Annotated in this window: 29 protein-coding genes; 2 read left to right on the top strand and 27 right to left on the bottom strand. The window is 64.3% G+C overall.

Annotated elements, in window-relative coordinates; genetic code table 11:
• Nucleotides 1–57: 57 nt before the first annotated feature.
• The 18 genes from bamB to trmJ all read right to left on the bottom strand — a co-directional run bounded on the left by bamB (nucleotide 58) and on the right by trmJ (nucleotide 15,026).
• Nucleotides 58–1,209: an outer membrane protein assembly factor BamB gene (gene bamB / locus FFS62_RS01770; protein ID WP_137971096.1), complete on the bottom strand. Its 1,152-nt coding sequence runs from the start codon at nucleotides 1,207–1,209 to the stop codon at nucleotides 58–60.
• The gene (locus FFS62_RS01765) at nucleotides 1,202–1,837 is read right to left on the bottom strand and encodes a tetratricopeptide repeat protein (RefSeq protein ID WP_137971095.1); all 636 of its coding nucleotides are present in this window, start codon (nucleotides 1,835–1,837) and stop codon (nucleotides 1,202–1,204) included. The genes bamB and FFS62_RS01765 overlap by 8 nt, the downstream gene beginning before the upstream one ends.
• A gap of 28 nt (nucleotides 1,838–1,865) precedes the next feature.
• Complete coding sequence (gene hisS, locus FFS62_RS01760; protein WP_137971094.1) at nucleotides 1,866–3,158, bottom strand: histidine--tRNA ligase; 1,293 nt, start codon at nucleotides 3,156–3,158, stop codon at nucleotides 1,866–1,868.
• 12 nt (nucleotides 3,159–3,170) lie between these two features.
• Nucleotides 3,171–4,283 carry a flavodoxin-dependent (E)-4-hydroxy-3-methylbut-2-enyl-diphosphate synthase gene (gene ispG / locus FFS62_RS01755; RefSeq protein WP_137971093.1) on the bottom strand — a complete coding sequence of 371 codons (1,113 nt, stop codon included), beginning with the start codon at nucleotides 4,281–4,283 and terminating at the stop codon, nucleotides 3,171–3,173.
• Between the two features lie 8 nt (nucleotides 4,284–4,291).
• On the bottom strand, nucleotides 4,292–5,356 hold the full coding sequence (locus FFS62_RS01750; protein ID WP_137971092.1) for a RodZ family helix-turn-helix domain-containing protein: 1,065 nt from the start codon (nucleotides 5,354–5,356) through the stop codon (nucleotides 4,292–4,294).
• Complete coding sequence (pilW, locus tag FFS62_RS01745) at nucleotides 5,356–6,117, bottom strand: type IV pilus biogenesis/stability protein PilW (protein ID WP_137972204.1); 762 nt, start codon at nucleotides 6,115–6,117, stop codon at nucleotides 5,356–5,358. The genes FFS62_RS01750 and pilW overlap by 1 nt, the downstream gene beginning before the upstream one ends.
• A gap of 13 nt (nucleotides 6,118–6,130) precedes the next feature.
• Nucleotides 6,131–7,276, bottom strand: a complete 1,146-nt coding sequence (gene rlmN / locus FFS62_RS01740; protein WP_137971091.1) for a 23S rRNA (adenine(2503)-C(2))-methyltransferase RlmN — start codon at nucleotides 7,274–7,276, stop codon at nucleotides 6,131–6,133.
• Between the two features lie 24 nt (nucleotides 7,277–7,300).
• Nucleotides 7,301–7,732 (bottom strand): nucleoside-diphosphate kinase, encoded by a 432-nt coding sequence (gene ndk, locus FFS62_RS01735; RefSeq protein WP_043308688.1) that lies wholly within the window; start codon nucleotides 7,730–7,732, stop codon nucleotides 7,301–7,303.
• A 98-nt stretch (nucleotides 7,733–7,830) separates the two neighbouring features.
• Complete coding sequence (gene iscX / locus FFS62_RS01730; RefSeq protein WP_137971090.1) at nucleotides 7,831–8,031, bottom strand: Fe-S cluster assembly protein IscX; 201 nt, start codon at nucleotides 8,029–8,031, stop codon at nucleotides 7,831–7,833.
• 14 nt (nucleotides 8,032–8,045) lie between these two features.
• Nucleotides 8,046–8,387 carry an ISC system 2Fe-2S type ferredoxin gene (gene fdx, locus FFS62_RS01725; protein ID WP_137971089.1) on the bottom strand — a complete coding sequence of 114 codons (342 nt, stop codon included), beginning with the start codon at nucleotides 8,385–8,387 and terminating at the stop codon, nucleotides 8,046–8,048.
• On the bottom strand, nucleotides 8,387–10,255 hold the full coding sequence (gene hscA / locus FFS62_RS01720) for a Fe-S protein assembly chaperone HscA (RefSeq protein WP_137971088.1): 1,869 nt from the start codon (nucleotides 10,253–10,255) through the stop codon (nucleotides 8,387–8,389). Before hscA ends, fdx begins: the two co-directional genes overlap by 1 nt.
• 42 nt (nucleotides 10,256–10,297) lie before the next feature.
• Complete coding sequence (hscB, locus tag FFS62_RS01715; RefSeq protein WP_137971087.1) at nucleotides 10,298–10,819, bottom strand: co-chaperone HscB; 522 nt, start codon at nucleotides 10,817–10,819, stop codon at nucleotides 10,298–10,300.
• 8 nt (nucleotides 10,820–10,827) lie between these two features.
• Nucleotides 10,828–11,151 carry an iron-sulfur cluster assembly protein IscA gene (gene iscA, locus FFS62_RS01710; RefSeq protein ID WP_137971086.1) on the bottom strand — a complete coding sequence of 108 codons (324 nt, stop codon included), beginning with the start codon at nucleotides 11,149–11,151 and terminating at the stop codon, nucleotides 10,828–10,830.
• A gap of 16 nt (nucleotides 11,152–11,167) precedes the next feature.
• Nucleotides 11,168–11,554, bottom strand: a complete 387-nt coding sequence (gene iscU / locus FFS62_RS01705) for a Fe-S cluster assembly scaffold IscU (RefSeq protein ID WP_137971085.1) — start codon at nucleotides 11,552–11,554, stop codon at nucleotides 11,168–11,170.
• A 48-nt stretch (nucleotides 11,555–11,602) separates the two neighbouring features.
• Nucleotides 11,603–12,817, bottom strand: a complete 1,215-nt coding sequence (locus FFS62_RS01700) for an IscS subfamily cysteine desulfurase (RefSeq protein ID WP_137971084.1) — start codon at nucleotides 12,815–12,817, stop codon at nucleotides 11,603–11,605.
• Nucleotides 12,818–12,848: 31 nt separating this feature from the next.
• Nucleotides 12,849–13,340 carry a Fe-S cluster assembly transcriptional regulator IscR gene (gene iscR, locus FFS62_RS01695; RefSeq protein WP_137971083.1) on the bottom strand — a complete coding sequence of 164 codons (492 nt, stop codon included), beginning with the start codon at nucleotides 13,338–13,340 and terminating at the stop codon, nucleotides 12,849–12,851.
• A gap of 134 nt (nucleotides 13,341–13,474) precedes the next feature.
• Nucleotides 13,475–14,254, bottom strand: coding sequence for a serine O-acetyltransferase (cysE, locus tag FFS62_RS01690; protein ID WP_137971082.1), 780 nt, complete (start codon nucleotides 14,252–14,254; stop codon nucleotides 13,475–13,477).
• Complete coding sequence (gene trmJ, locus FFS62_RS01685; protein WP_171016281.1) at nucleotides 14,247–15,026, bottom strand: tRNA (cytosine(32)/uridine(32)-2'-O)-methyltransferase TrmJ; 780 nt, start codon at nucleotides 15,024–15,026, stop codon at nucleotides 14,247–14,249. The genes cysE and trmJ overlap by 8 nt, the downstream gene beginning before the upstream one ends.
• 149 nt (nucleotides 15,027–15,175) lie before the next feature.
• On the opposite strand from trmJ, the gene suhB reads away from it, so the two are divergent.
• Nucleotides 15,176–15,991: an inositol-phosphate phosphatase gene (suhB, locus tag FFS62_RS01680; protein WP_137971080.1), complete on the top strand. Its 816-nt coding sequence runs from the start codon at nucleotides 15,176–15,178 to the stop codon at nucleotides 15,989–15,991.
• A 131-nt stretch (nucleotides 15,992–16,122) separates the two neighbouring features.
• On the opposite strand, the gene FFS62_RS01675 is transcribed toward suhB, so the two are convergent.
• From FFS62_RS01675 to FFS62_RS01640, 8 genes are all read right to left on the bottom strand, one after another.
• Entirely contained in the window at nucleotides 16,123–16,359 is a 237-nt protein-coding gene (locus FFS62_RS01675) for a hypothetical protein (RefSeq protein WP_137971079.1), read from the bottom strand.
• A gap of 143 nt (nucleotides 16,360–16,502) precedes the next feature.
• Nucleotides 16,503–17,201, bottom strand: a complete 699-nt coding sequence (locus FFS62_RS01670; RefSeq protein ID WP_137971078.1) for a lipopolysaccharide kinase InaA family protein — start codon at nucleotides 17,199–17,201, stop codon at nucleotides 16,503–16,505.
• 161 nt (nucleotides 17,202–17,362) lie between these two features.
• Nucleotides 17,363–18,676 carry a HAMP domain-containing sensor histidine kinase gene (locus FFS62_RS01665; RefSeq protein WP_137971077.1) on the bottom strand — a complete coding sequence of 438 codons (1,314 nt, stop codon included), beginning with the start codon at nucleotides 18,674–18,676 and terminating at the stop codon, nucleotides 17,363–17,365.
• Nucleotides 18,666–19,349: a response regulator transcription factor gene (locus FFS62_RS01660; RefSeq protein WP_137971076.1), complete on the bottom strand. Its 684-nt coding sequence runs from the start codon at nucleotides 19,347–19,349 to the stop codon at nucleotides 18,666–18,668. Before FFS62_RS01660 ends, FFS62_RS01665 begins: the two co-directional genes overlap by 11 nt.
• A 143-nt stretch (nucleotides 19,350–19,492) precedes the next feature.
• Nucleotides 19,493–21,133, bottom strand: a complete 1,641-nt coding sequence (groL, locus tag FFS62_RS01655) for a chaperonin GroEL (protein ID WP_137971075.1) — start codon at nucleotides 21,131–21,133, stop codon at nucleotides 19,493–19,495.
• 45 nt (nucleotides 21,134–21,178) lie between these two features.
• Nucleotides 21,179–21,472, bottom strand: coding sequence for a co-chaperone GroES (locus tag FFS62_RS01650; protein WP_137971074.1), 294 nt, complete (start codon nucleotides 21,470–21,472; stop codon nucleotides 21,179–21,181).
• 220 nt (nucleotides 21,473–21,692) lie between these two features.
• On the bottom strand, nucleotides 21,693–22,142 hold the full coding sequence (locus FFS62_RS01645) for an FxsA family protein (protein ID WP_137971073.1): 450 nt from the start codon (nucleotides 22,140–22,142) through the stop codon (nucleotides 21,693–21,695).
• Between the two features lie 64 nt (nucleotides 22,143–22,206).
• Nucleotides 22,207–22,938 (bottom strand): HugZ family protein, encoded by a 732-nt coding sequence (locus tag FFS62_RS01640; RefSeq protein WP_137971072.1) that lies wholly within the window; start codon nucleotides 22,936–22,938, stop codon nucleotides 22,207–22,209.
• A gap of 93 nt (nucleotides 22,939–23,031) precedes the next feature.
• On the opposite strand from FFS62_RS01640, the gene FFS62_RS01635 reads away from it, so the two are divergent.
• Nucleotides 23,032–23,790, top strand: coding sequence for an SDR family oxidoreductase (locus FFS62_RS01635; protein ID WP_137971071.1), 759 nt, complete (start codon nucleotides 23,032–23,034; stop codon nucleotides 23,788–23,790).
• A gap of 88 nt (nucleotides 23,791–23,878) precedes the next feature.
• Here FFS62_RS01635 and FFS62_RS01630 read toward each other — a convergent pair whose 3' ends face one another.
• Nucleotides 23,879–24,766: a ChaN family lipoprotein gene (locus FFS62_RS01630; RefSeq protein WP_137971070.1), complete on the bottom strand. Its 888-nt coding sequence runs from the start codon at nucleotides 24,764–24,766 to the stop codon at nucleotides 23,879–23,881.
• Nucleotides 24,767–24,791: the final 25 nt, after the last annotated feature.

Here is a 24,791-nt window from a genome sequence, read left to right as displayed (position 1 = left end):
CAGAAAACACAAAGGCCGCTGCCGTAGAACGGCAGCGGCCGGACATTGCAAAACAGCTTAGCGGATGGTCAGGCCGACCAGCTTGCCGCTGTTGCCGTAGGCGTAGATCCAGTCACCGACCACCAGCGGACGGGCACGCAGGCCGTCGCCGTCGATCTTCTTGCGGCCGACAAAATGGCCGTCCACCTGGCTCAGCAGGTGCAGGTAGCCTTCGAAGTCACCGACTGCCACGTAGCTGGAGAACACTTCCGGCGACGACAGCTGGCGGCGCTGCAGGGCGTCGTTGTTCCACAGGGCGGAATTGGAGCCCTCGTCGACGCCTTCCACGGCACCGCTGGCCAGGCTGACGTAGACGCTGCCGAAGCCCTGGGCCAGGCCCACGTAGCTGGAGGCCTCGCGGTTCCACAGCGGACGACCGCTTTCCACGTCGATGGCCGCGACATTGCCCTGGTAGGTCACCACGTACAGCGTGCCGCCGGACAGCAGCAGGTTGCCGTCGATGTCGACCACGCGCTCCAGTTCGGAACGGCCTTGCGGCACGGCCACGCGCTGCTCCCAGACCGGGATGCCGCGGCTGGCGTCGAGGGCCAGGACCTTGCCGGTGGACAGGCCGGCCATCACCAGGCGATTGGTCATCACCGGGCTACTGGTGCCACGCAGGGTCAGCACGGCCGGGCTGTTCTCGTAGATCCAGCGCTGCTCGCCGGTGCTGGCGTCGAAGGCGATCAGGCGATCGTCCTGGGTCTGCACCACGACGACGTCGCCGTTGGTGGCCGGCGCGGACAGCACTTCGCTGGTCACACGGGCACGCCATTTTTCTTCGCCGTTGCTGGAGTCCAGCGCGACCACTTCACCCTTGAGGGTGCCGACCAGCACCAGGCCGTAGCCGGCGCCGACACCGCCGGAGATCGGCAGGTCCAGTTCGACTTCCCAGAACTTGTCGCCGGTCAGGCGATCCAGGGCGACCACTTCGCCATCGGCAGAGGCGGCGTACAGACGCTCGCCATCGGCGGCGGGGGTCAGCTGGTTGTACAGCTCGCCCTGGCCATCACCGATGGAGCGGCTCCACTGGGCGTCCAGGCGTACTTCTTCCTGGATGTCGGGCAGCTCGGCCGGCGGCAGTTCCTTCTTGCTGTTGCTGCTGCAACCCACGGCCACTACGGCCAGAGCCAGCACTGCGGCATTCTTCCAACGCATCACGTCAGGCATCCCCTTTCGCCAGGTCGTCGAGCTTCATCTGCAGGCCGCCGACAGCGGCGTCCTCGGACAGAGAATCCTTGGCCTTCTGGTAGGCCGCATGGGCTTCGTCGCTGCGACCGAGCTGCACCAGCAGGTCGCCCTTGAGTTCTTCGCGGCTGGCCTGCCAGGCCTTGTCCGCCTCGCCTTCGAGCAGCTTGAGGCCTTCTTCGGTCTTGCCCTGGGCAGCCAGGACACGGGCCAGACGCTGACGCGCCAGCTCGCCGATGGTGGCATCGGCCGGCTTTTCGACCAACGGCTTGAGCTCGGCCACGGCGTCATCCAGCTTGGCGTTGTCCACCGCGACCTTGGCGACGAACAGGCTGCCGTACTGGGCGTAAGCGCTGCCGCCGTATTCGGACTTCAGCTTGTCGGCCAGTTCGGTGACCTTGCCGGCGTCCGGCTGGCCGGTAGGAGTGAGGGTGGTTTCCAGCAGTTGCTGATACAGCGCACCGCCACCCTGGGCCTGGTTGGTCTGGTACTGCTGCCAGGCCTGCCAGCCGACCACGATGGCCAGGGCCAGGGCACCACCAGTCAGCAGGGGTTTGCCATTGCGCTGCCACCAGTCCTTCATCTGCGCAATTTGTTCTTCTTCGGTCATGCTCACCCCAATAACTCCTTGATTCTCTTTATTCTAAGGCCTGCAGGCAGGCGGCCAGATGCTGTGCCAACGCATCCCAGCCAATGTTCTGTTGTTCTGCGTCGTCGCGCAGGGGCTTGCAACCTACCACGCGGGCGGTCAGTTCGTCCTCACCCAGAATCAGGGCGAAGCGCGCGCCGCTCTTGTCGGCCTTCTTGAACTGGCTCTTGAAGCTGCCGGCGCCGCTGTTGACCAGCAGGCGCAGGCCGGGAATGGCATCGCGCAGGCGCTCGGCCAGGCCTAGGCCGGCGAGCTCGGCGGCCTCGCCGAAGGCGCACAGGTAGACATCCGCGCGACTGTTCAGCTCGGCCGGCAGCAGCTCCAGGGTCTCCAGCAGCAGCACCAGGCGTTCGACGCCCATGGCGAAGCCGACACCGGGCGTGGCCTTGCCACCCAGCTGGGTGACCAGGCCGTCGTAGCGGCCGCCGGCGCACACGGTGCCCTGGGCGCCGAGCTTGTCGGTGACCCACTCGAACACGGTGCGGTTGTAGTAGTCGAGACCGCGGACCAGCTTGTTATTGATCTCGTAGCGGATACCGACCGCATCCAGGCGCGCCTTGACGCCCTCCAAGTGCAGGCGCGACTCCTCGTCGAGATAGTCGGCCAGGGTCGGCGCGCCGACCAGCAGCGCCTGGGTCTGGGCGTTCTTGCTATCGAGGATGCGCAGCGGGTTGGTGGTCAGGCGGCGCTGGCTGTCCTCATCGAGCTGCTCGAAGCGCTCGTTGAGATAAGCCACCAGAGCGTCACGGTAGGCCGCACGAGCCTCGCTGGAACCCAGGCTGTTGAGCTGCAGGGTCACCGCATCGGCCAGGCCGAGCTGCTGCCACAGACGCGCGGTGAGCACGATCAGCTCGGCATCGACGTCCGGCCCCGGCAGATTGAAGGCTTCCACCCCAATCTGGTGGAACTGGCGATAGCGGCCCTTCTGCGGCTTCTCGTAGCGGAACATCGGGCCGGCGTACCACAGCTTCTGCACCTGGCCGCCACCGGACAGCCCGTGCTCGAGCACGGCGCGCACGCAGCCGGCGGTACCTTCCGGACGCAGGGTCAGCGATTCCTCGTTACGGTCGAGGAAGGTGTACATCTCCTTGTCCACCACGTCGGTGCCCTCGCCGATGCCGCGGGCGAACAGCTCGGTGAACTCGAGGATGGGCAGGCGGATTTCCTTGTAGCCGTAACCATCGAGCAGGTCGGCCAGGGCGCCTTCCAGGTAGCGCCAGGCAGGCGTCTGCTCCGGCAGGATGTCGTTCATGCCACGGATGGCTTGTAAGGTCTTGCTCACGAATCTTCCTTATCAGCCGCGGGCGATGACGGCCGCGTCGGCCTCGGCCTTCTCGGCCGCCTTGCGGCGGATCAGCTTCTCCAGCTCATCCACCAGATTGTCGTTGTTCAGCTTCGAGGCCGGCGCGCCGTCGATGTACACCAGGTTGTTCGGCGTGCCGCCGGTGAGGCCGATATGGGCCTCCTTGGCTTCGCCCGGACCGTTGACCACACAGCCGATCACGGCGACGTCGAGCGGCACCAGCAGGTCTTCGACCCGCTGCTCCAGCTCGTTCATGGTCTTGACCACGTCGAAGTTCTGTCGCGAGCAGCTCGGACAGGCGATGAAGTTGATGCCACGCGAGCGCAGGCGCAGGGACTTGAGGATGTCGTAGCCGACCTTGATCTCCTCCACCGGGTCCGCGGCCAGGGAGATACGGATGGTGTCGCCGATGCCCTCGGCCAGCAGCATGCCCAGGCCGACCGCGGACTTCACGGTGCCGGAGCGCAGACCGCCGGCCTCGGTGATGCCCAGGTGCAGCGGCTGCTCGATCTGCTTGGCCAGCAGGCGGTAGGCGGCGACGGCCATGAACACGTCGGAGGCCTTCACGCTGACCTTGAAGTCGGGGAAGTTCAGGCGATCCAGGTGTTCGACATGGCGCAGCGCAGATTCAACCAGCGCCTCGGGCGTGGGCTCGCCGTACTTCTTCTGCAGGTCCTTCTCCAGCGAGCCGGCGTTGACACCGATGCGGATCGGGATGCCCTTGTCGCGAGCGGCCTCGACCACAGCCCTGACTCGGTCTTCGCGACCGATGTTGCCCGGGTTGATGCGCAGGCAATCGACGCCCAGCTCGGCCACACGCAGGGCGATCTGGTAATCGAAGTGAATGTCGGCCACCAGCGGCACTTTCACTTGCTGCTTGATCTTGCCGAATGCCTCGGCCGCCTCCATGGACGGCACGGAAACGCGCACGATATCGGCGCCGGCGTCTTCGAGGCGACGGATCTGGCCGACGGTGGCCTCGACGTCACAGGTCTCGGTGTTGGTCATGCTCTGCACGGCGATCGGCGCATCGCCGCCGACCGGTACCGAGCCGACCCAGATCTTGCGGGACAGGCGACGCTTGATGGGGGATTCGCAATGCATGATCTGGCTCACTGCCCCAGTTTGAGGCGGGCGGTTTCACCGTGGGTGGAGGAAGCGACATCGACCGGCTGGCCATTGACCAGCACGACGGCGCCACGGGCGTAGCCCAAGCGCAGCTCCAGCGGGGCCTTGCCGACCAGCTCGACGCTGTCGCCACGACGCTTGAGGGCACTGAGCAGCACCTTGCCATTGGCATCGGTGAGCTGGGTCCAGCAATCGGCGGTGAATTGCAGATTGACCAGAGCCTCACCGGCAGCAGCGGCAACCGGAGCGCTGGCGACCGGAGCCGTCGGCTCGGTAGCTGGCGTGGTCGCAGCCGGAACCTGCGCTGTCACAGCCGGCTCGCTCGATTGCGGCGCAGCGACGGCAGGAGCCTGTTGCTCGGCATTGGCCAACGCCTGAGGCGCAGCGGGCACAACCGGTGCTGGCTGGGCGGCAGACTCTGCCGGAACGGCAGGATTGGTCTCGGCACTTGGCGGCGCTTCGACGATGGCCGCCGGGTCAACCGCAGGCGGCATATCGGCGATGGGCGCTTCGGCCTGAGCTTCGGCTACTGCCTGGTCCTCCGGCTCGTCCAGCGGATGAATCTCGGTGGTGCCGTCGGCGGCCTCCACTTCGACATGCTCGATAGGAGCCTTGACCGAGCCGGCGCCAAGGCGTGCGGTCTCGCCCTGCCACCAGAAGAAGCCAACACCGCCCAGAGCTGCCAGCGCCACGATGCTGAAGACCTTCACCAGACTCTGCGATACCCGGGCAGGCTCTTCGATACGAGTCAGACTGGCGACACTACTGCCATTGGCGTCGGTGCCGGTGTACTGGTCAAAATCACTGACAAGACGACTGGGATCCATACCCATCAACTTGGCGTAAGCACGGATATAGCCACGCGCGAAGGTGTGCCCTGGCAACTGATCGAAAGCCCCGGACTCCACGTTACGCAGAGCCTGGGCAGTCAGGTTCAGCTGCACGGCGACATCGTTCAGCGCCAGGTTTCGGCTTTCGCGCACCTTGCGCAGCGTCTCTCCCGGATTGACCCGGGGCGCGGCAGCAACTTCAGGATGCGTAGCTTTCATCACTGCTCCGACAGGTATTGCTGGTATTCCGGGGTGCCCGGATAGAGGCGTTTCAACTGCAGGCCGAGGCTGGCGGCCTGGTCGCGGTCTTCGAAGACTTTGGCGAGGCGGACACCCAGCAACAGACTCTGGGGAGTTTGCTTCGACTGCCGACTGAATCCTTTGTAATAAGTCCGAGCAGGGACGTATTGCCCGTCCTCGAACGACATCTGTGCCATCTGCAGCAGAGCAACGGGGCGACTACTGTTCATCCGTAGAGCTCGCTCGAAATAAACCTTGGCCTGCTCACGCTGCCCCATCTGCTGAGAGGTCAAACCGAGATTCTCGAATACCCGAGAACGCTCCGAGTACAACGTGTCTTCGGACGCGATAGTGAACTGCGCCAATGCCTCAGAATAACGCTTCTGTTCGTAGAGAAAGCCCCCATAGTTGTTATGCAGGCGCGCCTCACCACGACTTAGAGAGATAGCCTTCCGAAAATGCTCATCGGCCAGCTTAGGCTCCATTTCTTGCTGGAATACTAACCCCAGAATGGCATGCGCATCGGCGCTGGATGAGTCGATCTCAAGCGCCTTTTTTAGAGGCTCCTTTGCCCTCTCAGTAGATCCCTGCTGCAAATGCCCAAGCCCCAGCTGGATATATGCATCGCGGGCAGCATCGCGCCCTTCAGAGGAGCTCAACGGGTCAACTTCCCCACCCAATCTAACGCAGCCCACCAGAAGACATGCGAGAGACAGATACAGCACTGCGCGCAAGGTCATGAACCAATCCCCTTCAATTTCGATTAGCAGCATCGCGAGGCTCTGCGGCCTCGTTACCCAGCTGGCGTACGGCGATGTAACGCTCACTGCGACGGGTACGGTCCTGCACTTGCCCGACCAGCTGCCCGCAGGCGGCGTCGATGTCGTCGCCACGGGTGGTGCGCACGGTGACATTGAAGCCGGCCTTGTGCAGCAGATCCTGGAAGCGGCGAATGGCGTTGTTGCTCGGCCGTTCGTAACCGGAGTGGGGGAAGGGATTAAACGGAATCAGATTGATCTTGCAAGGGAAATCCTTGAGAAGTGCGATCATCTGCGCAGCATGTTCCGGCTGGTCGTTGACGTCCTTGAGCAGGGTGTACTCGACGGTCAGGAAACGCTTCTCGCCCAGACCCTCGATGTAGCGACGGCAAGACGCCAACAGTACTTCCAGCGGATACTTCTTGTTGAGCGGCACCAACTGGTTGCGCAGCTCGTCGTTCGGTGCGTGCAGCGACAGGGCCAGGGACACGTCGGTGACGGTCGCCAGCTTGTCGATCATCGGCACCACGCCAGAGGTGGACAGGGTCACCTTGCGCTTGGAGATGCCGTAGCCCAGATCATCCATCATGATCTGCATGGCCGGTACGACATTGTCGAAATTCAGCAGGGGTTCGCCCATGCCCATCATCACCACGTTGGTGATGGCACGGTCGATCTTGGCCGGTACGGTGCCGAAGGATTTGTTGGCGATCCACACCTGGCCGATGATTTCCGCGGCAGTCAGATCGCTGTTGAAGCCCTGCTTGCCGGTGGAACAGAAGCTGCAATCCAGCGCACAGCCGGCCTGGGACGACACACAGAGGGTGCCACGGCCGCCTTGCGGGATGTACACGGTCTCGACGCAGCTGCCGGACGCCACGCGCACCACCCACTTGCGGGTGCCGTCGCTGGAGATATCCTGACTGACGATCTCGGGACCGCGAATCTCGGCGCAGGCGCTGAGCTTTTCGCGCAGAGCCTTGCCGAGATTGCTCATGGCGTCGAAATCCTCGATGCCAAAATGGTGAATCCACTTCATGACCTGACCGGCACGGAAACGCTTTTCCCCGATGCTCTCGAAGAAGCTTTCCATCTCGGGCTGGGTCAGCCCCAGCAGGTTGGTCTTGGCAACATCAGTCATGGATTCACCCTCGCCGGTTCGCGCTTAGCGAATGCGAGCGCACACCTCGGTGGCGGAGAAGAAGTACGCGATTTCGCGAGCGGCGGAAGCCTCGGAATCGGAACCGTGTACGGCGTTCTCGTCGATGGAAACGGCGAAGTCGGCGCGGATGGTGCCGGCAGCAGCTTCTTTCGGGTTGGTGGCGCCCATCAGCTCACGGTTCTTCAGAACGGCGTCTTCGCCTTCCAGAACCTGGACGATGACCGGACCGGAAGTCATGAAGGCAACCAGATCTTTGAAGAAGCCACGCTCGCTGTGCTCGGCGTAGAAACCGGCGGCTTCACGCTCGGACAGCTGAACCATCTTGGAAGCAACGACGCGCAGGCCGGCCTTCTCGAAACGGGTGGTGATTTCACCGATGACGTTTTTGGCAACGGCATCCGGCTTGATGATGGAGAAAGTGCGTTGAACGGCCATGTGAAGCTCCAGAAAGTTAAAGCGAAAAATTAAACCCGCGAATTATACGCGGGTTAGGGGGAAATGCGTAGGGCCGCGCCCTGAAGCGGTGCGGCGGCTCAGTCGAGCTCTTCGATCCAGGCCGCCTGGATGGCCTCCAGCACCTTCTCGCCACCGCGCTGCGGATCATCGGCGAAATCCGGCAAGGCCAGCACCCAGCGGTGCAGATCGACGAAGTTGACGTAGCGCGGATCGACATCCGCCTTGCTCTCGGCCAGCTCGATGGCGATATCCAACACATCGGTCCATTTCAGGCTCATGTCGGCTCCTTGACTCAGTGCGGCGCTTCGGCAGCGTGGTTGAGCGAGTATTTCGGGATCTCGACGGTCAGGTCTTCGGTGCCGACGACAGCCTGGCAAGCCAGACGCGATTGCGCCTCCAGACCCCAGGCCCGATCGAGGAAGTCTTCCTCCAGCTCATCCGCCTCTTCCAGCGAGTCGAAACCCTCGCGAATGATGCAGTGGCAGGTGGTGCAGGCGCAGACGCCGCCACAGGCACTCTCCATCTCGATGTGATGCTCGTGAGCCAGCTCGAGAATGGAAGTACCGGGCTCGGCCTCCACGACCATACCGTCAGGACAGAACTTCTCGTGCGGCAGAAAAATGACCTGTGGCATCAGTTATCCTCGATTTCATTCAGATTGCGCCCCGCCAGGGCGGCTTTCACCGTCGAGTCCATCCGCCGAGCGGCAAAAGCGTCGGTGATCTGCGACAGACGCTTGGTCTGCTGCTCGATGGCATGCGTATCGTCGCCAACCGCCAGAGCTCGCAGCTGTTCCATGGCCGCCAGAATGGCGATTCGCTCGTCTTCGTCGAGCAGGCGCTGGCCATCAACCTCCAGTGCCGACTGCACGGCCTCGAGCAGGCGCTCGGCCTCGACCTGCTGTTCACGCAACGCGCGAGCAGCCTTGTCGCCACCCGCATTGCTGAAGGAGTCCTGCAGCATGCGCGCGATCTCGCCATCAGTCAGGCCGTAGGACGGCTTGACCTGGATGCTCGCCTCCACACCGGAACCCAATTCGCGCGCGGCGACACTGAGCAGGCCGTCGGCGTCGACCTGGAAAGTCACACGAATCTTCGCCGCCCCGGCAACCATCGGCGGAATGCCGCGCAGCTCGAAGCGCGCCAGGGAACGGCAGTCCTTGACCAGCTCGCGCTCGCCCTGCAGCACCTGGATGGCCATGGCGCTCTGGCCGTCCTTGTAGGTGGTGAAATCCTGGGCACGCGCCACCGGGATGGTGGTGTTGCGCGGAATGACCTTCTCCATCAGCCCACCCATGGTCTCCAGCCCCAGGGACAGCGGAATCACGTCGAGCAGCAACAGCTCCTCGCCATTGCCGCGCTGATTGCCAGCCAAGGTGTCGGCCTGGATGGCAGCGCCGATGGCCACCACCTGATCCGGATCGATATCGGTCAGCGGCGCGCGACCGAACAGCTCGCCCACCGCCTCGCGCACGCGCGGCACGCGGGTGGAGCCACCGACCATGACCACCGCCTCGACCTCTTCGATCTCGATGTTCGCGTCGCGCACCGCGCGACGGCAGGCCTTGAGGCTGCGGACAATCATCGGTTCGATCAGCGCCTGGAACTGCGCCCGACTCAGCTCGCCGGACCAGCCATCGTGAGCCACCGACACGCTATCGGTATCGGTCAGCGCCTCCTTCGCCGCACAGGCAGCCTGCAGCAGGCGGCGCTGGGCAGCCGGATCGAGATCATGGGACAGGCCGGCCTGCTCGATGATCCAGCCGGCGATGGCATGGTCGAAGTCATCGCCGCCCAGGGCGCTATCACCGCCGGTCGCCAGCACCTCGAATACGCCACGGGTCAGGCGCAGCACGGAAATATCGAAGGTGCCACCACCGAGGTCATAAATGGCCACGACGCCCTCGGCGCCCTTGTCCAGACCATAGGCAACAGCAGCTGCGGTCGGCTCGTTGAGCAGACGCAGCACGTTGAGATTGGCCAGGCGCGCGGCGTCCTTGGTGGCCTGGCGCTGGGCATCGTCGAAATAGGCCGGCACGGTGATCACCGCACCGACCAGCTCACCCCCCAGCGCGGCTTCGGCACGCTGACGCAGGGAGCGGAGAATCTCCGCCGACACCTCCACCGGGCTCTTGGCACCCTGCACCGTCTCGATGAACGGCATGTGCGACTCGCCCTCGGCGAAACGATAGGGCAGCTGGTCGCCGAGCTGCTTGACGTCCGCCACACCGCGCCCCATCAGGCGCTTGACCGACAGCACGGTGTTCAGCGGGTCCAGCGCGGCGGCGGCCTTGGCGGAAGCGCCCACCTCGACGCGATCGGCGTGATAGCGCACGGCCGACGGCAGGATCACTCGCCCATCGGCATCGGCCAGCGGCTCGGAAAGGCCGCTGCGCACGGCGGCGACCAGCGAATTGGTGGTGCCCAGGTCGATGCCCACCGCCAGGCGGCGCTGATGGGGTTGCGGGCTCTGCCCGGGCTCGGCGATCTGCAGTAGGGCCATGGTGCTCTAGATGTCAGGCGCGCAGCGCGAGGCTGCGCCGGGTTAGTCGTCGAGGCGCTCTTCCAGATCGCGCACTTCGTGGGCCAGCTTGTCGAGGAACTGCATGCGACGCACCAGGCGCTCGGCCTCTTCGCGTCGCGCGGCATCGTTCCAGCAGGCGGAGAAATCTTCGTCCAGCTCGTCCTGAGCCGCTTTCAAGCGCTTCTTGAACGCCGCCACGCCGGCCAGGTCGGCGCTGTCCTGCAGGTCTTCCAGCTCCTCGCGCCAGCGCATCTGCTGGAGGAGGAACTCGGGATCCTGCACCGTCACTTCCAGCGGCAGCTCACGGCCACCCAGAGCCAACAGGTAGAGCGCGCGACGCGGCCCGCTCTTCAGGGTCTGGTAGGCCTCGTTGAGGCTGGCCGACTGCTCCAGCGCCAGACGCTGCTCGCGCTCGCCGGCATCGGCGAAACGGTCCGGATGGACGGCCTTGGCCAGCTCGCGATAGCGCGCGGCCAGCTGCGTCTGATCCACACGGAACGCGGGCTGCAACTCGAACAGGGCGAAATGACAGGGACTACCCACAACCAGCCTCAGACGTTGAAGCTCTCGCCGCAGCCGCATTCGCCGCGCACGTTGGGGTTGTTGAACTTGAAGCCCTCGTTGAGGCCTTCGCGGACGAAGTCCAGCTCGGTGCCATCCAGGTAGGTCAGGCTCTTCGGATCGATGATCACCTTGACCCCGAAGCTTTCGAACACCTGATCCTCGCCCGCTACCTCGTCGACGAACTCCAGCACGTAGGCCAGGCCCGAACAACCGGTGGTACGCACTCCCAGGCGAATGCCCTCGCCCTTGCCACGCCCGTCGATCGAGCGCTGCACATGGCGAGCGGCGGCTTCAGTCATGGTGATGGCCATTAGCGACTCCTCGGGATCAGAGCAGACCTTTCTTCTGCTTGTAGTCGTGCACGGCGGCCTTGATGGCGTCTTCGGCGAGCACGGAGCAGTGGATCTTCACCGGCGGCAGGGCCAGTTCTTCGGCCAGCTGGGTGTTCTTGATCGACTCGGCCTCATCCAGGGTCTTGCCCTTCATCCACTCGGTGGCGAGGGAGCTGGAGGCGATGGCCGAACCGCAGCCGTAGGTCTTGAACTTGGCGTCTTCGATCACGCCCTGCTCGTTGACCTTGATCTGCAGACGCATCACGTCGCCACACGCCGGGGCGCCGACCATGCCGGTACCGACATTCGGGTCCTCGGCATCCATCTTGCCGACGTTGCGCGGGTTTTCGTAATGGTCGATGACCTTTTCACTGTATGCCATGTTGCAAATCCTCTCTCATCAGGTGCCGCTCTACAGGCGACTCGAAAATCAGTGTGCCCGCCATTCGACCTTGGAGATGTCGACACCCTCTTTGAACATGTCCCACAGCGGCGACAGCTCACGCAGCTTGTTCACCGCACCGGCCACTTTGCTGGCCGCGTAATCGACTTCTTCCTCGGTGGTGAAGCGCCCGAAGGTGAAACGGATCGAGCTGTGCGCCAGCTCGTCGTTGCGCCCCAGGGCGCGCAGCACGTAGGACGGCTCCAGCGAGGCGGAGGTACAGGCGGAACCGGAGGAAACCGCCAGGTCCTTGAGCGCCATGATCAGCGACTCGCCTTCGACGTAGTTGAAGCTGAGGTTCAGGTTGTGCGGCACGCGCTGGGTCAGGCTGCCGTTGACGTACAGCTCTTCCATGCCCTCGAGCTGCTTGTAGAAGCGATCACGCAGCGCCAGCACGCGCTGGTTTTCCTGCGCCATCTCTTCCTTGGCGATGCGGAAGGCCTCGCCCATGCCGACGCACTGGTGCGTGGCCAGGGTGCCGGAACGCATGCCACGCTCGTGACCGCCACCGTGGGTCTGGGCCTCCAGACGCACGCGCGGCTTGCGACGCACGTACAGGGCGCCGACGCCCTTCGGACCGTAGGTCTTGTGGGCGGAGAAGGACATCAGGTCGACCTTCAGCTTCTCCAGATTGATCTCGACCTTGCCGGTGGACTGCGCCGCATCGACATGGAACAGCACGCCGCGGGAGCGGGTCAGCTCACCGATGGCTGCGATATCGTTGACGGTGCCAATCTCGTTGTTGACGTGCATGATCGACACCAGAATGGTGTCCTCGCGCAGCGCCGCCTCGACCATGGCCGGCGTTACCAGACCGTCTTCGCCCGGCTCGAGATAGGTCACTTCGAAGCCTTCGCGCTCCAGCTGGCGCGCCGTGTCCAGCACCGCCTTGTGCTCGATCTTCGAGGTGATGATGTGCTTGCCCTTGGTGCTGTAGAAGTGCGCGACACCCTTGATGGCCAGGTTGTCGGACTCGGTAGCACCGGAGGTCCAGACGATCTCGCGCGGGTCGGCATTGACCAGCTCGGCGACCTGGCGGCGGGCGTTCTCGACCGCTTCCTCGGCCTTCCAGCCAAAGACGTGGGAGCGCGATGCCGGGTTGCCAAAATTGCCATCCACCAGCAGGCACTCGCTCATCTTCTGCGCCACGCGCGGGTCGACCGGGGTGGTGGCGGAGTAATCGAGGTAAATCGGCAATCTCATCAGGTATCTCCTATTCAGGCAGGCGCCCTGCTCACTCGATGGCGGACGCTTCGATCTTGTCCAGCTGCGGCGTCCTGCCGTTACAACGGCGCTGATCCTGACGCTGGGCGACTTCCTGCACTTCGCGCCGGGTCACCAGATCAGCCAGGCTGATGCCGCTGAGAAATTCGTGAATCTGCTGACTGAGGTCGCACCACAGATGGTGGGTCAGGCAGGTGTCACCGGAGTGGCAATCGCCCATGCCCTGGCAACGAGTGGCGTCGACCGATTCGTTCACCGCGTCGATCACTTGCGCCACCTGGATCACCCGCATGTCGCGCGACAGCTGATAGCCACCACCAGGACCACGCACGCTGCTGACCAGGTTGCCGCGGCGCAATTTGGCGAACAGCTGCTCCAGATAGGACAGGGAAATGCCCTGCCGCTCGGAGATGTCCGCCAACGACACAGGCCCGCTCTGGGCATGCAACGCCAGATCGAGCATGGCTGTGACGGCGTAGCGGCCTTTGGTGGTCAGACGCATGGTTATCGCACCACGGGTGAGCTGAGTTGCCGCAAGTATCCTCTTTTCCGACTATTTAGGTCAACTATAAGACCGATTAAAGCAGTCGGGTATAGCGGCAATGCGGGGCGCGAATGATAGCAGACTATGCGTCGTCAGGCAGCCGGCTTGTCGCCCTGCTCCTTGCACACATCGGCGAAGTCCTCATCGCGCAGCGCCGGCAGCTCCTTGGCGCAGTAGTCGCTACCCAGCGCCTTGAGCGCCGAGCACATGCCCTCCAGGCGCCCATCGACCGCATGCAGGTGGTCGAGCAGCTGGCCGATGGCGCGCGCCACCGGATCGGGCATGTCCTGGCCGACACCGTAGGCATCGAAACCGAGCTTCTCGGCCATGGCCTGGCGCTTGGCCTCCTGCTCATCGTCACTCTTGGCAATGATCCGCCCGGGGATGCCAACCACAGTGGCACCTGCCGGCACCTCTTTGGTCACCACCGCATTGGAGCCGACCTTGGCGCCGGCACCGACGGTGAACGGGCCGAGCACCTTGGCACCGGCACCGACCACCACGCCATCCTCCAACGTCGGATGGCGCTTGCCCTTGTTCCAGCTGGTGCCACCCAGGGTCACCCCCTGATAGAGGGTGACGTCATTGCCGATCTCGGCCGTCTCGCCGATGACGATGCCCATGCCGTGATCGATGAAGAAGCGCCGCCCGATCTTCGCCCCCGGGTGAATCTCGATGCCGGTCATCCAGCGCCCGAAGTTCGACACCAGGCGCGCCAGCCATTTCCAGCCCGCGCCCCACAACGCATGCGCCAGCCGGTGCAGCCACACCGCGTGCAGGCCCGGATAGCAGGTCACCACCTCGAAAGCGTTGCGCGCCGCCGGATCACGATGGAAAACACTCTGGATATCTTCGCGCACACGCTCAAACATCGCCTTTTCTCCGCTTGTGGGACTCGCCACGCACCGCTTTTTGGGTTTCCGTGAGGACGCCGCGCAGGATATTCATTTCCAGCTTGCTGATGCCCGAGCGGCCATACAGGCGGCGCAGGCGCGACATCAGATGACGCGGATTGGCCGGATCGAGGAAGCCGATCTCCACCAGCGTACTCTCCAGATGGCCGTAGAACAGCTCCAGCTCATCCGTGGTCACCGGCTGGGTATTGAGCATCGCCGTGGTTTCCAGCTTGTTCATCTTGGTCGGCTGCCCCTCGGCTGCCAACCAGGCCATACGCACCTCGTAGGCCAGCACCTGCACGGCCGCCGCCAGATTCAGCGAGCTGAACTCCGGATTGGATGGAATATGCACGTGAAACTGACAGCGCTGCAGCTCATCATTGGTCAGGCCGGCATACTCGCGACCGAACACCAACGCCACCTCGCCACCCAACTCGGCCTGTTGCAACGCCGTGGTCGCACACTCCCGCGGATCGAGCAGGGGCCAGGGGATGCGCCGATCGCGCGCACTGGTACCCAGTGCCACGCTGCAACCGGCCAGTGCCTCTTCCAGAGTGCCGACAATCACAGCGTTATCGAGGATATCGGTGGCACCGGAGGCGCGCGCGACCGCTTCCGCGCTGGGAAAGTCTTCAGGATCGACCAGCACCAGACGCGACAGGCCCATGTTCTTCATGGCCCGCGCGGCACCGCCGATATTGCCGGGATGACTGGTATTGACCAGCACGACGCGAATGTTCTGCAGCAACGCCAGCTCCGCCCAAGGATGCGAAAGGGCCATGAATGTTACAGAAGGCCCCGCCCCAGCGCCATGCACTGCGACGAGCCGGCTGCACAGAAAAAGCTAGTCTGCTAGAATGGCCGGCTTTCTTCTTTAACGACCCAGGTGAACCTTCCATGCAGCCCATGCTGAATATCGCGCTGCGCGCTGCGCGCAGTGCCGGCGAACTGATCATCCGCTCCGTCGAACGCCTGGACGTCATCTCGGTGAACGAGAAAGATGCCAACGACTACGTCAGCGAAGTCGACCGCGCCGCCGAGCAGACCATCATCCAGGCGCTGCAGAAGGCCTACCCCACCCACGGCTTCCTCGGCGAGGAAGGCGGCAGCATCGCCGGTACCGGCGACGGTGCCGACTACCAGTGGATCATCGACCCGCTGGATGGCACCACCAACTTCCTGCGCGGCGTGCCGCACTTCGCCGTCAGCATCGCCTGCAAATACCGTGGTCGCCTGGAGCACGCCGTGGTGCTCGACCCGGTGCGCCAGGAAGAATTCACCGCCAGCCGTGGCCGCGGCGCAGCCGTCAACGGCCGCCGCATCCGCGTCAGCAACCGCAAGAGCCTGGACGGCGCCCTGCTCGGCACCGGCTTCCCGTTCCGCGCTGAGCAGGTCGACAACCTGGACAACTACCTGGGCATGTTCCGCAGCCTGGTCGGCCAGACCGCCGGCATCCGCCGCGCCGGCGCCGCCAGCCTGGATCTGGCCTATGTGGCCGCCGGCCGCTACGACGCCTTCTGGGAGTTCGGCCTGTCCGAGTGGGACATGGCTGCTGGCGCCCTGCTGATCCAGGAAGCAGGCGGTCTGGTCAGCGACTTCAGCGGCGGCCACGATTTCCTCGAGAAAGGCCAGGTCGTTGCCGGCAACACCAAGTGCTTCAAGGCGGTGCTGACCGCCATTCAGCCGCACCTGGCGCCCTCGATGAAGCGCTGACAGTCTCGACACGTTTCCTATCGAAGCGAACAAAGAACTGCGGTTGCGCAAACGCAGTACTCTGCTTGGCGCGAGATCCAAGGATGACGTAAATGGAAACCTTAAGAGACGTCTGCTCGCTGGAGGCGCGACTATTGCTCGCCCTTCATCGCATGGGACAGGCCGTATACCAGCAACAGCAGGTTGTCGCTATCGGCCTGGACCGCCACGGACTCTCGATGTCGCGCGGACACCACCGGGCACGCCTGATCGGCACAGTTCACCAAATCGATTACCTGCGGCGCCGGCTCCTGCCAGGCGGCTGCAGCGAGGGCCGTGACGCTCAGGGCACCGACGAGGAACAATCCTCTAGCAATATCTAATTTCATTTCGATAACCCCTTGATGGCGCTGCCAAACGCCTGAAAAGCAAAACTAGTTCAGGCCAGTCCTTGGCAACGTCCCAACCGACGAGTGGTTTGTCGGTCTGGGGTATGGCGCCCATCAGAGCGCCGTGCAGCAGCGAAGTTCCCTCACCCCAGCGGCAATGCCCTACCCCACTGGCGGCGGTAGCCCGACAGGAGCTGCTGCCATTCTGCTTCGCTCCATGACGAATGACGGCGCAGCTGCTTCAGGTCATGCAGCGCCGCGCGCTTGCGGCTCAGGCGCCGCCGGCTCTTCTCCAGATCGAGCAGCGCCACTTCCACGCCCTCCGCCGTCACCTTGACGAACACATGCTTGGCGTACAGGCAGCCATGCTGCCAGCGGCCCAGGTGCATGCGCGCCAGGGTCGCACCTATTTGTTGCAGCAATACGTCATGCTGCTCGCCGGCACGCTCGCGGCCACCGGCGGCGTACCAGCTGTCGATGTCGCTGAAGCCATCCAGCGCCTCGCTGATCAACAGGCCGCGCCAGCCCTGCCCTTCCTGGTAGCTGGCATCACAGTAGATCAGGCGTGGTACGCGCACACCGAGGCGGCTCAGCCCCAGCAGTGCGTCGCGCTCGCGCAGCACGGTGGGCCGGCCGAACGGGTGACTCAGGCTACGGCACAGATGCCCCACCTGGCGCTTGACGTACAGCAGATGCCCCTGGGCATCGCGCAGGCGCTGCACTCCGCTCTCTCCACCCCTGCGTCGATTGGGCTCTTCGACCCATTCGCCTTGCTGCTGCCACCAATGCTCGAACTTATCGGTGGTGGCGACTGCACACCCGGACACGAACTCGGAAAACATCGACTCTCCAAAAAAACTGTGCGGCTCTCCCGACTAAAGGCGTGGCCGGGGTAACAGCGGGTAACGAATCTGCCTCGAATGCCCCCATAACGGTAGCATTTCCGATCTACGGCAAGCGATCGGGCGGATACTGCAAGGGGCATACCCATCTGACCAACACATCAGGTTGCGCTGCTACCTCCCAGAAGGACCTGGAACCGACAGCCCCTGGGCTCGGCGTCGGACAGCTCGACGCTCCAGCCCTGGCTCTCGCAGATGCGCTGCACCAACGACAACCCCAGGCCGAGCCCCTCGCCCCGCGCCGCACCACCGCGCACGAAGGGTTGGAACATGGCCTCGCGTTCGGCGGCGGGAATGCCCACGCCGCTGTCCTCGACCAGAAAACCCTGCTCGCCCAGACTCAGGCCGATGCGCCCCTGCTCGGTGTAGTGCAGCGCATTGCGCAGCAGGTTACCCAGCACCGAGCGCAGCAGTGGCGCGTTGTAGCGCCGCTCGTCAGCCAGCTCGGCGTGATAGTCGAAGGTCAGGCCCTTGGCCTCGATGGCCGGTCGCCACTGGGCCGCCAGATCATCGGCCACCACCCGCAGGCTGGCATGGGGCGTACCGCCGGCCTCGTCCTGGCGCGAGCGGGCCAGCATCAGGAAGGTCTGCACCAGGCCACGCATCTCCTCGCAGGCGTTGGCGATGCGCCGCACCTGCGCCTTGCCGCGGTCATCCAGGCTCGGGCTCTCCAGCAACAGCTCGCAGGAACTGGCCAGCACCATCAGCGGGGTACGCAGCTCGTGGCTGACGTCGCTGGTGAACAGGCGCTCGCGCATCAGTGCGCGGCGCAGCAGGCCCAGCGTGGTGTCGAAGGAGGCCGCCAGCTGACCGACCTCGTCATTGGCGTAGTCGCGTGCCAGCCGCGGCGCCTCGTCCAGCAGCTGCTCGGGCGCGCGCACCTGGCGCGACAGGCGCACCACAGGCTCGATCACCTTGCGCGCCAGCAGCCAGCCGAGCAGGCCGGACAGTCCCAGGCTGATCAGGAAGCCGACCAGCACCACGGCGAACAGCAGCTGCTCGCGCTCCTCGAAGCCGCTCTGATCCTGCAGCAACACATAGCGTCGACCGTCCACCAGCTGCACGAAGCCGTGGTAGGACGTGCCCTCGCGGTACACCTCGTGAAAACCGGGCGACAGGTCCTGCAGTTCCTCCGGCAGGGCGAAGTCGCCGTGCCCGTCACTGAAGAAGAACAGCTGGCCCGGCTCGGGGCGATGACGCCATTCGTCGATGCTCTCCATTTTCAGGAAGCGCCCGAGGTCGCCGCCCAGTTCGCTGGAGATCAGCCGCTCCTCGACCTGGTGCACGGTCTCTACGATGCCGACGGCGAAAGTGCCGCCGACCAGCGCCGTCATCAGCACGAAGGCGATAACGATACGGCGTGACAGGCTCTGCCTGAACAGGCCGTGCCTATACAGGCCGTCCCTAAACGCCATTGCCCGGCTCCGCCAGTCGGTATCCGACACCGTGCACGGTCTGCAGCAGCGCCTTGTCGAAGGGTTTGTCGATCACCTGGCGCAACTGGTGCACGTGGCTGCGCAGGCTGTCGCTGTCCGGGCAATCGTCGCCCCACAGCGCCTCCTCCAGCACCTCGCGGCGCACCACGTGCGGGCTCTTCTGCATCAACAGGGCGAGCAGCTTGAGGCCGACCGGGTTGAGCCTGAGCGGCTTGCCGGCACGGGCGATCTCCAGGGTGTCAAGGTCATAGCTGAGCTCGCCGACCTGCAGTAGGCGCTTGCCGCCACCGAGGCTGCGGCGCAGCACCGCCTCGATGCGCGCGGCCAGCTCGGAGAGGGCGAAGGGCTTGACCAGGTAATCGTCGGCACCGGCCTGAAAACCTTGCAGGCGGTCGTCGAGCTGGTCGCGGGCGGTCAGCATGATCACCGGTGTGTCGCGCCGCGCCTCCTCGCGCAGGCGTTTGCACAGGGTGTAGCCATCGATGCCGGGCAGCATGATGTCCAGCACCAGCAGGTCGTAATGCTCGCTGCTGGCCAGGCGCAGGCCGGACAGCCCGTCCTGGGCGCAGTCCACCGTGTAGCCCTTGATCTGCAGGTAGTCGGCCATGTTGGCCAGGATGTCGCGGTTGTCCTCGACCAGGAGGATGCGCATGGAAAGAACCCTATTCGTCGCAATGCCGGCAAAGATACCGCGGAAAGCCCCGGTATCCGCCGTCTTTGACGGATTTTTCACGGGCAAGAAAAAGCCCCGCACGGGGCGGGGCTTCTTCGTTGCAGCTCAGGGAGCCGGTCGGCTTACATCATGCCGCCCATGCCACCCATGCCACCCATGTCCGGCATGGCCGGAGCGGCCTTGTCTTCCGGAATGTCGGCGACCATGGCTTCGGTGGTGATCATCAGGCTGCCGATGGAAGCAGCGGCCTGCAGGGCGGAACGGGTGACTTTGGCCGGATCGAGAATACCCATCTCGATCATGTCGCCGTACACGCCAGTGGCAGCGTTGTAGCCGTAGTTGCCCTGGCCTTGCTTGACCTTGTCGACCACTACGCTCGGCTCGTCGCCGGCGTTGGCCACGATCTGGCGCAGCGGCGCTTCAACGGCGCGACGCAGCAGGGCGATACCGACGTTCTGGTCGTCGTTGTCGCCTTTCAGGCCTTCGATGGCCAGCAGGGCGCGAACCAGGGCCACGCCGCCGCCAGGTACCACGCCTTCTTCGACGGCTGCGCGGGTCGCGTGCAGGGCGTCTTCGACGCGGGCCTTCTTCTCTTTCATCTCGACTTCGGTGCCGGCACCGACCTTGATCACGGCAACACCGCCGGCCAGCTTGGCCAGACGCTCTTGCAGCTTCTCTTTGTCGTAGTCGGAGGAAGTGTCTTCGACCTGCTTGCGGATCTGCGCAACGCGGGCCTCGATGTCGACCTGCTGACCAGCGCCGTCGATGATGGTGGTGTTTTCCTTGCTCAAGACCACGCGCTTGGCGTTACCCAGGTGCTCCAGGGCGGCGCCTTCCAGGCTCAGGCCAACTTCTTCGGAAATCACGGTACCGCCGGTGAGGATGGCGATGTCCTGCAGCATGGCCTTGCGACGGTCGCCGAAGCCCGGAGCCTTGACGGCTGCGACTTTGACGATGCCACGCATGTTGTTCACAACCAGGGTAGCCAGGGCTTCGCCTTCCACGTCTTCCGCGACGATCAGCAGCGGGCGACCGGCTTTGGCGACGGCTTCCAGCACCGGCAGCATTTCGCGGATGTTGGAGATCTTCTTGTCGACCAGCAGGATCAGCGGGCCGTCGAGCTCGGCGACCATGGTGTCCGGCTTGTTGATGAAGTACGGGGACAGGTAGCCACGGTCGAACTGCATGCCTTCGACGACGGACAGTTCGTTTTCCAGGCCCGAGCCTTCTTCAACGGTGATCACGCCTTCTTTACCGACTTTTTCCATGGCTTCGGCAATGATGTCGCCGATGGAGTTGTCGGAGTTGGCGGAGATGGTGCCGACCTGGGCGATGGCCTTGGTGTCGGTACACGGCTTGGACAGGTTCTTCAGCTCGGCGACGATGGCGATGGTCGCCTTGTCGATGCCGCGCTTCAGGTCCATCGGGTTCATGCCGGCAGCTACGGCTTTCAGACCTTCGCTGACGATGGCCTGGGCCAGAACGGTAGCGGTGGTGGTGCCGTCACCAGCAGCGTCGTTGGCCTTGGACGCGACGTCCTTGACCAGCTGGGCGCCCATGTTCTCGAACTTGTCTTTCAGCTCGATTTCTTTGGCGACGGACACGCCGTCCTTGGTGATCAGCGGAGCGCCGAAGCTGCGGTCCAGGACCACGTTGCGGCCTTTCGGGCCGAGGGTCGCTTTTACCGCGTCGGCCAGGACGTTGACGCCGACCAGCATTTTCTTACGAGCGGAATCGCCGAATTTGACTTCTTTAGCAGCCATGGTGGTTGTTCCTTAAATTCTTGGGTTAACGGAGAACGTGTCGAATCAGGCTTCGATGACGGCGAGGATTTCGTGCTCGCCCATCACCAGCAGGTCTTCGCCGTCGACCTTGACGGTGTTGCTGCCGGAGTACGGACCGAACACCACCTTGTCACCGACTTTGACGGCCAGTGCACGGACTTCACCGCTGTCCAGAACCTTGCCGGTACCGACGGCGACGATCACGCCCTGGTTCGGCTTCTCGGCAGCGGAACCCGGCAGCACGATGCCGCCAGCGGTCTTGGTTTCTTCTTCGCTGCGACGGATGACGACGCGGTCATGCAGAGGACGAAGCTTCATTGTCGATCTCTCCTGAGTAGTTGTTTTCACTGGCCGGCGACTGCGCCGGCGGGTTAGGCAAATCCGGCTTGGGGCCGGGCGCGGCACGCCAGGGGCGAGTCGCGGAAGACTGTTCCACCGAAACGGAGGAAACCTTGCGGTGATCGCTAGATAGGGGCGGCGACGGGCATTTCAAGGGGCGACTGTGAAATTTTTTACACAGCCGCCCGCAGGCCCGGCGTCAGTCGCGGCGCTGATACTCGCCTTCGATCACGTGCGGGTGGGTCTGGCCGCTGCGGGCCTGGGCGTCGTCGAAGAACGCGCGCTGACGCAATGCCTGTTCCTGGGCGCGACGTTGCAGGCGGCCGATCATCAGGCGGCGGGTGAAGGGAATCAGACACAGCAGGCCGAACACGTCACTGATGAAGCCGGGCAGCAGCAGCAGGCCGCCGCCGACGGCGATCAGCAGGCCCTCGAACATCTCCTGCTCGGGCATCTCGCCACGGGCCAGCTTCTCGCGGGCACGCCAGGCGGTGGCCACGCCGGCCACGCGCAGCAGAACGCTGCCCAGCACCGCGGTGCCGATCACCAGCAACAGGGTGGGCAGCACACCGATGGCGCTGCCGACCTGGATCAGCACGGCCAGTTCGATGAGGGGGAACAGCAGGAACAGAAACAGAAAAGCGCGCATTGCGAACGTCCTTGGCGGAAGAACGGCTTCCGATACGGATGAAGTATGGGGCCTGGTGCTTAATTCAAGCTGAAGCCTGCTCGACGGTCGGCCAACTCTCGGCGCGAGCCAGCAATACCAAGGCCTGGCGCACGGCGCCAGGGTTGTTACAGGATGTTGGGAATGCCAGCCAGTGCAGGCCCTTGCCGATGCGCAGGTGGAAACCCTCACTGTCGATGCCGGCCAGTTGTGCCGGTTCGTGGTTTGGCAGGTTGGCCAGTTGCACGTAGTGGGCGATCGCCGAGGCGTGATCGTCGTTCATGTGCTCGACCATGCTGCGCTCGGCCTCACCGGCATGCGGGTTGGCCAGATTGACCTGCTGCAGCCAGTGAATGGCGCCGAAGCCGCCGATAAAGCGCCAGCGCACGGGTTCGAGCACCCAGAAGTCGAAGTCGTGAGCGCTGTGGTAGTCGCGCGAATCAGGGAAGTAGCGGTAGTAGCGCTCGGCGGCGGCCTCGATGGCTGCCGGCTCGTCCAGCTGCCGGGCTTCGGCCAGCAAGGTCAGGCGCCCGGCGGCCTGCACGTCTTCGGCGCCGCGCTCACCGACCAGCAGCGAGCACTTGGCATCCTTCTGCAGGTTGTGGGTGTGCTGAGCGATGCGGCTGATCAGAATCAGCGGCCGGCCCTGCTCGTCCAGGCAATAAGGCACCACCGATCCGAAAGGGAAGCCCGGCATGCTCTTGGAGTGGGTGGAAAGCACCCCGCGGTATTCCTTGAGCAACAATTCTCGGGCATGCTTCTCGGCTGTCATGCTCAATTTATGACTCCTCGCTAAGAATTCGTCGAAAACAAAACGAACAGGCGCCCAGCGCCAGCGGGGCAATCTTCAAGACCTTCGAGGAGCAGTGTTATGGAACTCAAAGACAAAGTCATCATCATCACTGGCGGCTGCCAGGGCCTGGGCCGTGCCATGAGCGAGTACCTGGCCGCCAAGGGCGCCAAGCTGGCGCTGGTCGACCTGAACCAGGAGAAGCTGGATGACGCCGTGGCCGCCTGCAAGGCCGCCGGTGGCGACGCCCGCGCCTACCTGTGCAACGTGGCCAACGAAGAGCAGGTGACCCACATGGTCGCCCAGGTGGCCGAAGATTTCGGCGCCATCAACGGCCTGGTCAACAACGCCGGCATCCTGCGCGACGGCCTGACCATCAAGGTCAAGGACGGCGAGATGACCAAGATGAGCCTGGCCCAGTGGCAGTCGGTGATCGACGTCAACCTGACCGGCGTGTTCCTCTGCACCCGTGAAGTGGCAGCCAAGATGATCGAGCTGAAGAATCAGGGCGCGATCGTCAACATCTCCTCCATCTCCCGCGCCGGCAACATGGGCCAGGCCAACTACTCCGCGGCCAAGGCCGGCGTCGCCGCCGACACCGTGGTGTGGGCCAAGGAACTGGCACGCTACGGCATCCGCGTGGCGGGCGTCGCGCCGGGCTTCATCGAGACCGAGATGACCAGCGGCATGAAACCGGAAGCCCTGGAGAAGATGACCTCCGGCATTCCGCTGCGTCGCATGGGCAAGCCGACCGAGATCGCCCACTCCGTGGCCTACATCATGGAGAACGACTACTACACCGGTCGTATCCTCGAGCTCGACGGCGGCCTGCGTCTGTAACCCGAGTGTCGACTGGCGGCGAGCTAGAGCCTTAGCGTCGCCAACAAAAAAGCCCCGCATTGCGGGGCTTTTTGTTTTCCATGGCGCGTTACTTCTTGCTCAGCTTGGCGCAGTGATCCTCCGGCACATTGGCGGCGGTGTACCAGACATAGTCGGCACTGCCGGCGACTGGCTCCTTGCCGACTTCGGCGAGGATCAGCACGGCATTGCCTTCCCCGGCGCCGAGGTCGGCGAGATGCAGCGGCACGCCCAGGTCCTTGCGTACATGGAAGGCACCGGCAAACAGCATGGCGGGCTGCGGCGCGGCGGCCAGGCGTTCGGCCATGCGCCGGTCGCGCTGCTGCTGCACGGCGAGCATCGCGGGAATCTGGCTGTCCGGCAGCAGGCCGCAGTGGGACTCGCGGATATCTTCCTGCAGCTTGCCCTGCACCGCCGGCGCGGTAGACGCCGCGCCTTGCAGGACCGGGCGCGCCTGGTAGATCTGCATGATCTCGGCACGGTCCAGGTTGGCCGACAGCAACGGATAGGGTTGGCGCAGCTGGTACTGCACCAGCGCACCGTACAGGCCCCAGTCCCAGTTTGGCAGCCAGGCCAGCGCGGCGAAGGTGTCGGCCGGCGCCTGCCCGGCGCGGGTCTGTGCCTGCACTTGCTCGACCTTGGCCTGCTGGTTGGGGTTGAGCATTTCCATCAGCACGCTGCCCTGCGGTCGCTGCGCCGCCAGCTCGCGCGACAGCCACAGCTGCAGGGCGTGGTGATCGGGGTTGTCGTGCTGCTCGCCGACCAGCACGCGCGGCGCCTTGGCCAGGCGCGCGACCAGTTGTTCGGGGGTGATGCGTTCACCGCTGGCCAGGTCGATGATCTGGCCCAGCTGGGCGTGATCGCGGCCGTCGGGGGCGATGGGCGCCGGAGGCGGCAGCACGCCGCGGGACTGGCAGGCGGCCAGCAGGACGAGAGAACAGAGCAGAAGAATACGCATGCGCTTTCCTTAAGGTTCAGCCCTC

Source organism: Pseudomonas sp. F(2018), from assembly GCF_005508865.1.
In the GTDB taxonomy this organism is placed as follows: domain Bacteria; phylum Pseudomonadota; class Gammaproteobacteria; order Pseudomonadales; family Pseudomonadaceae; genus Aquipseudomonas.
Note: the sequence above shows the minus strand (reverse complement) of the source record. Positions and strands in the feature narration are given on the sequence as shown.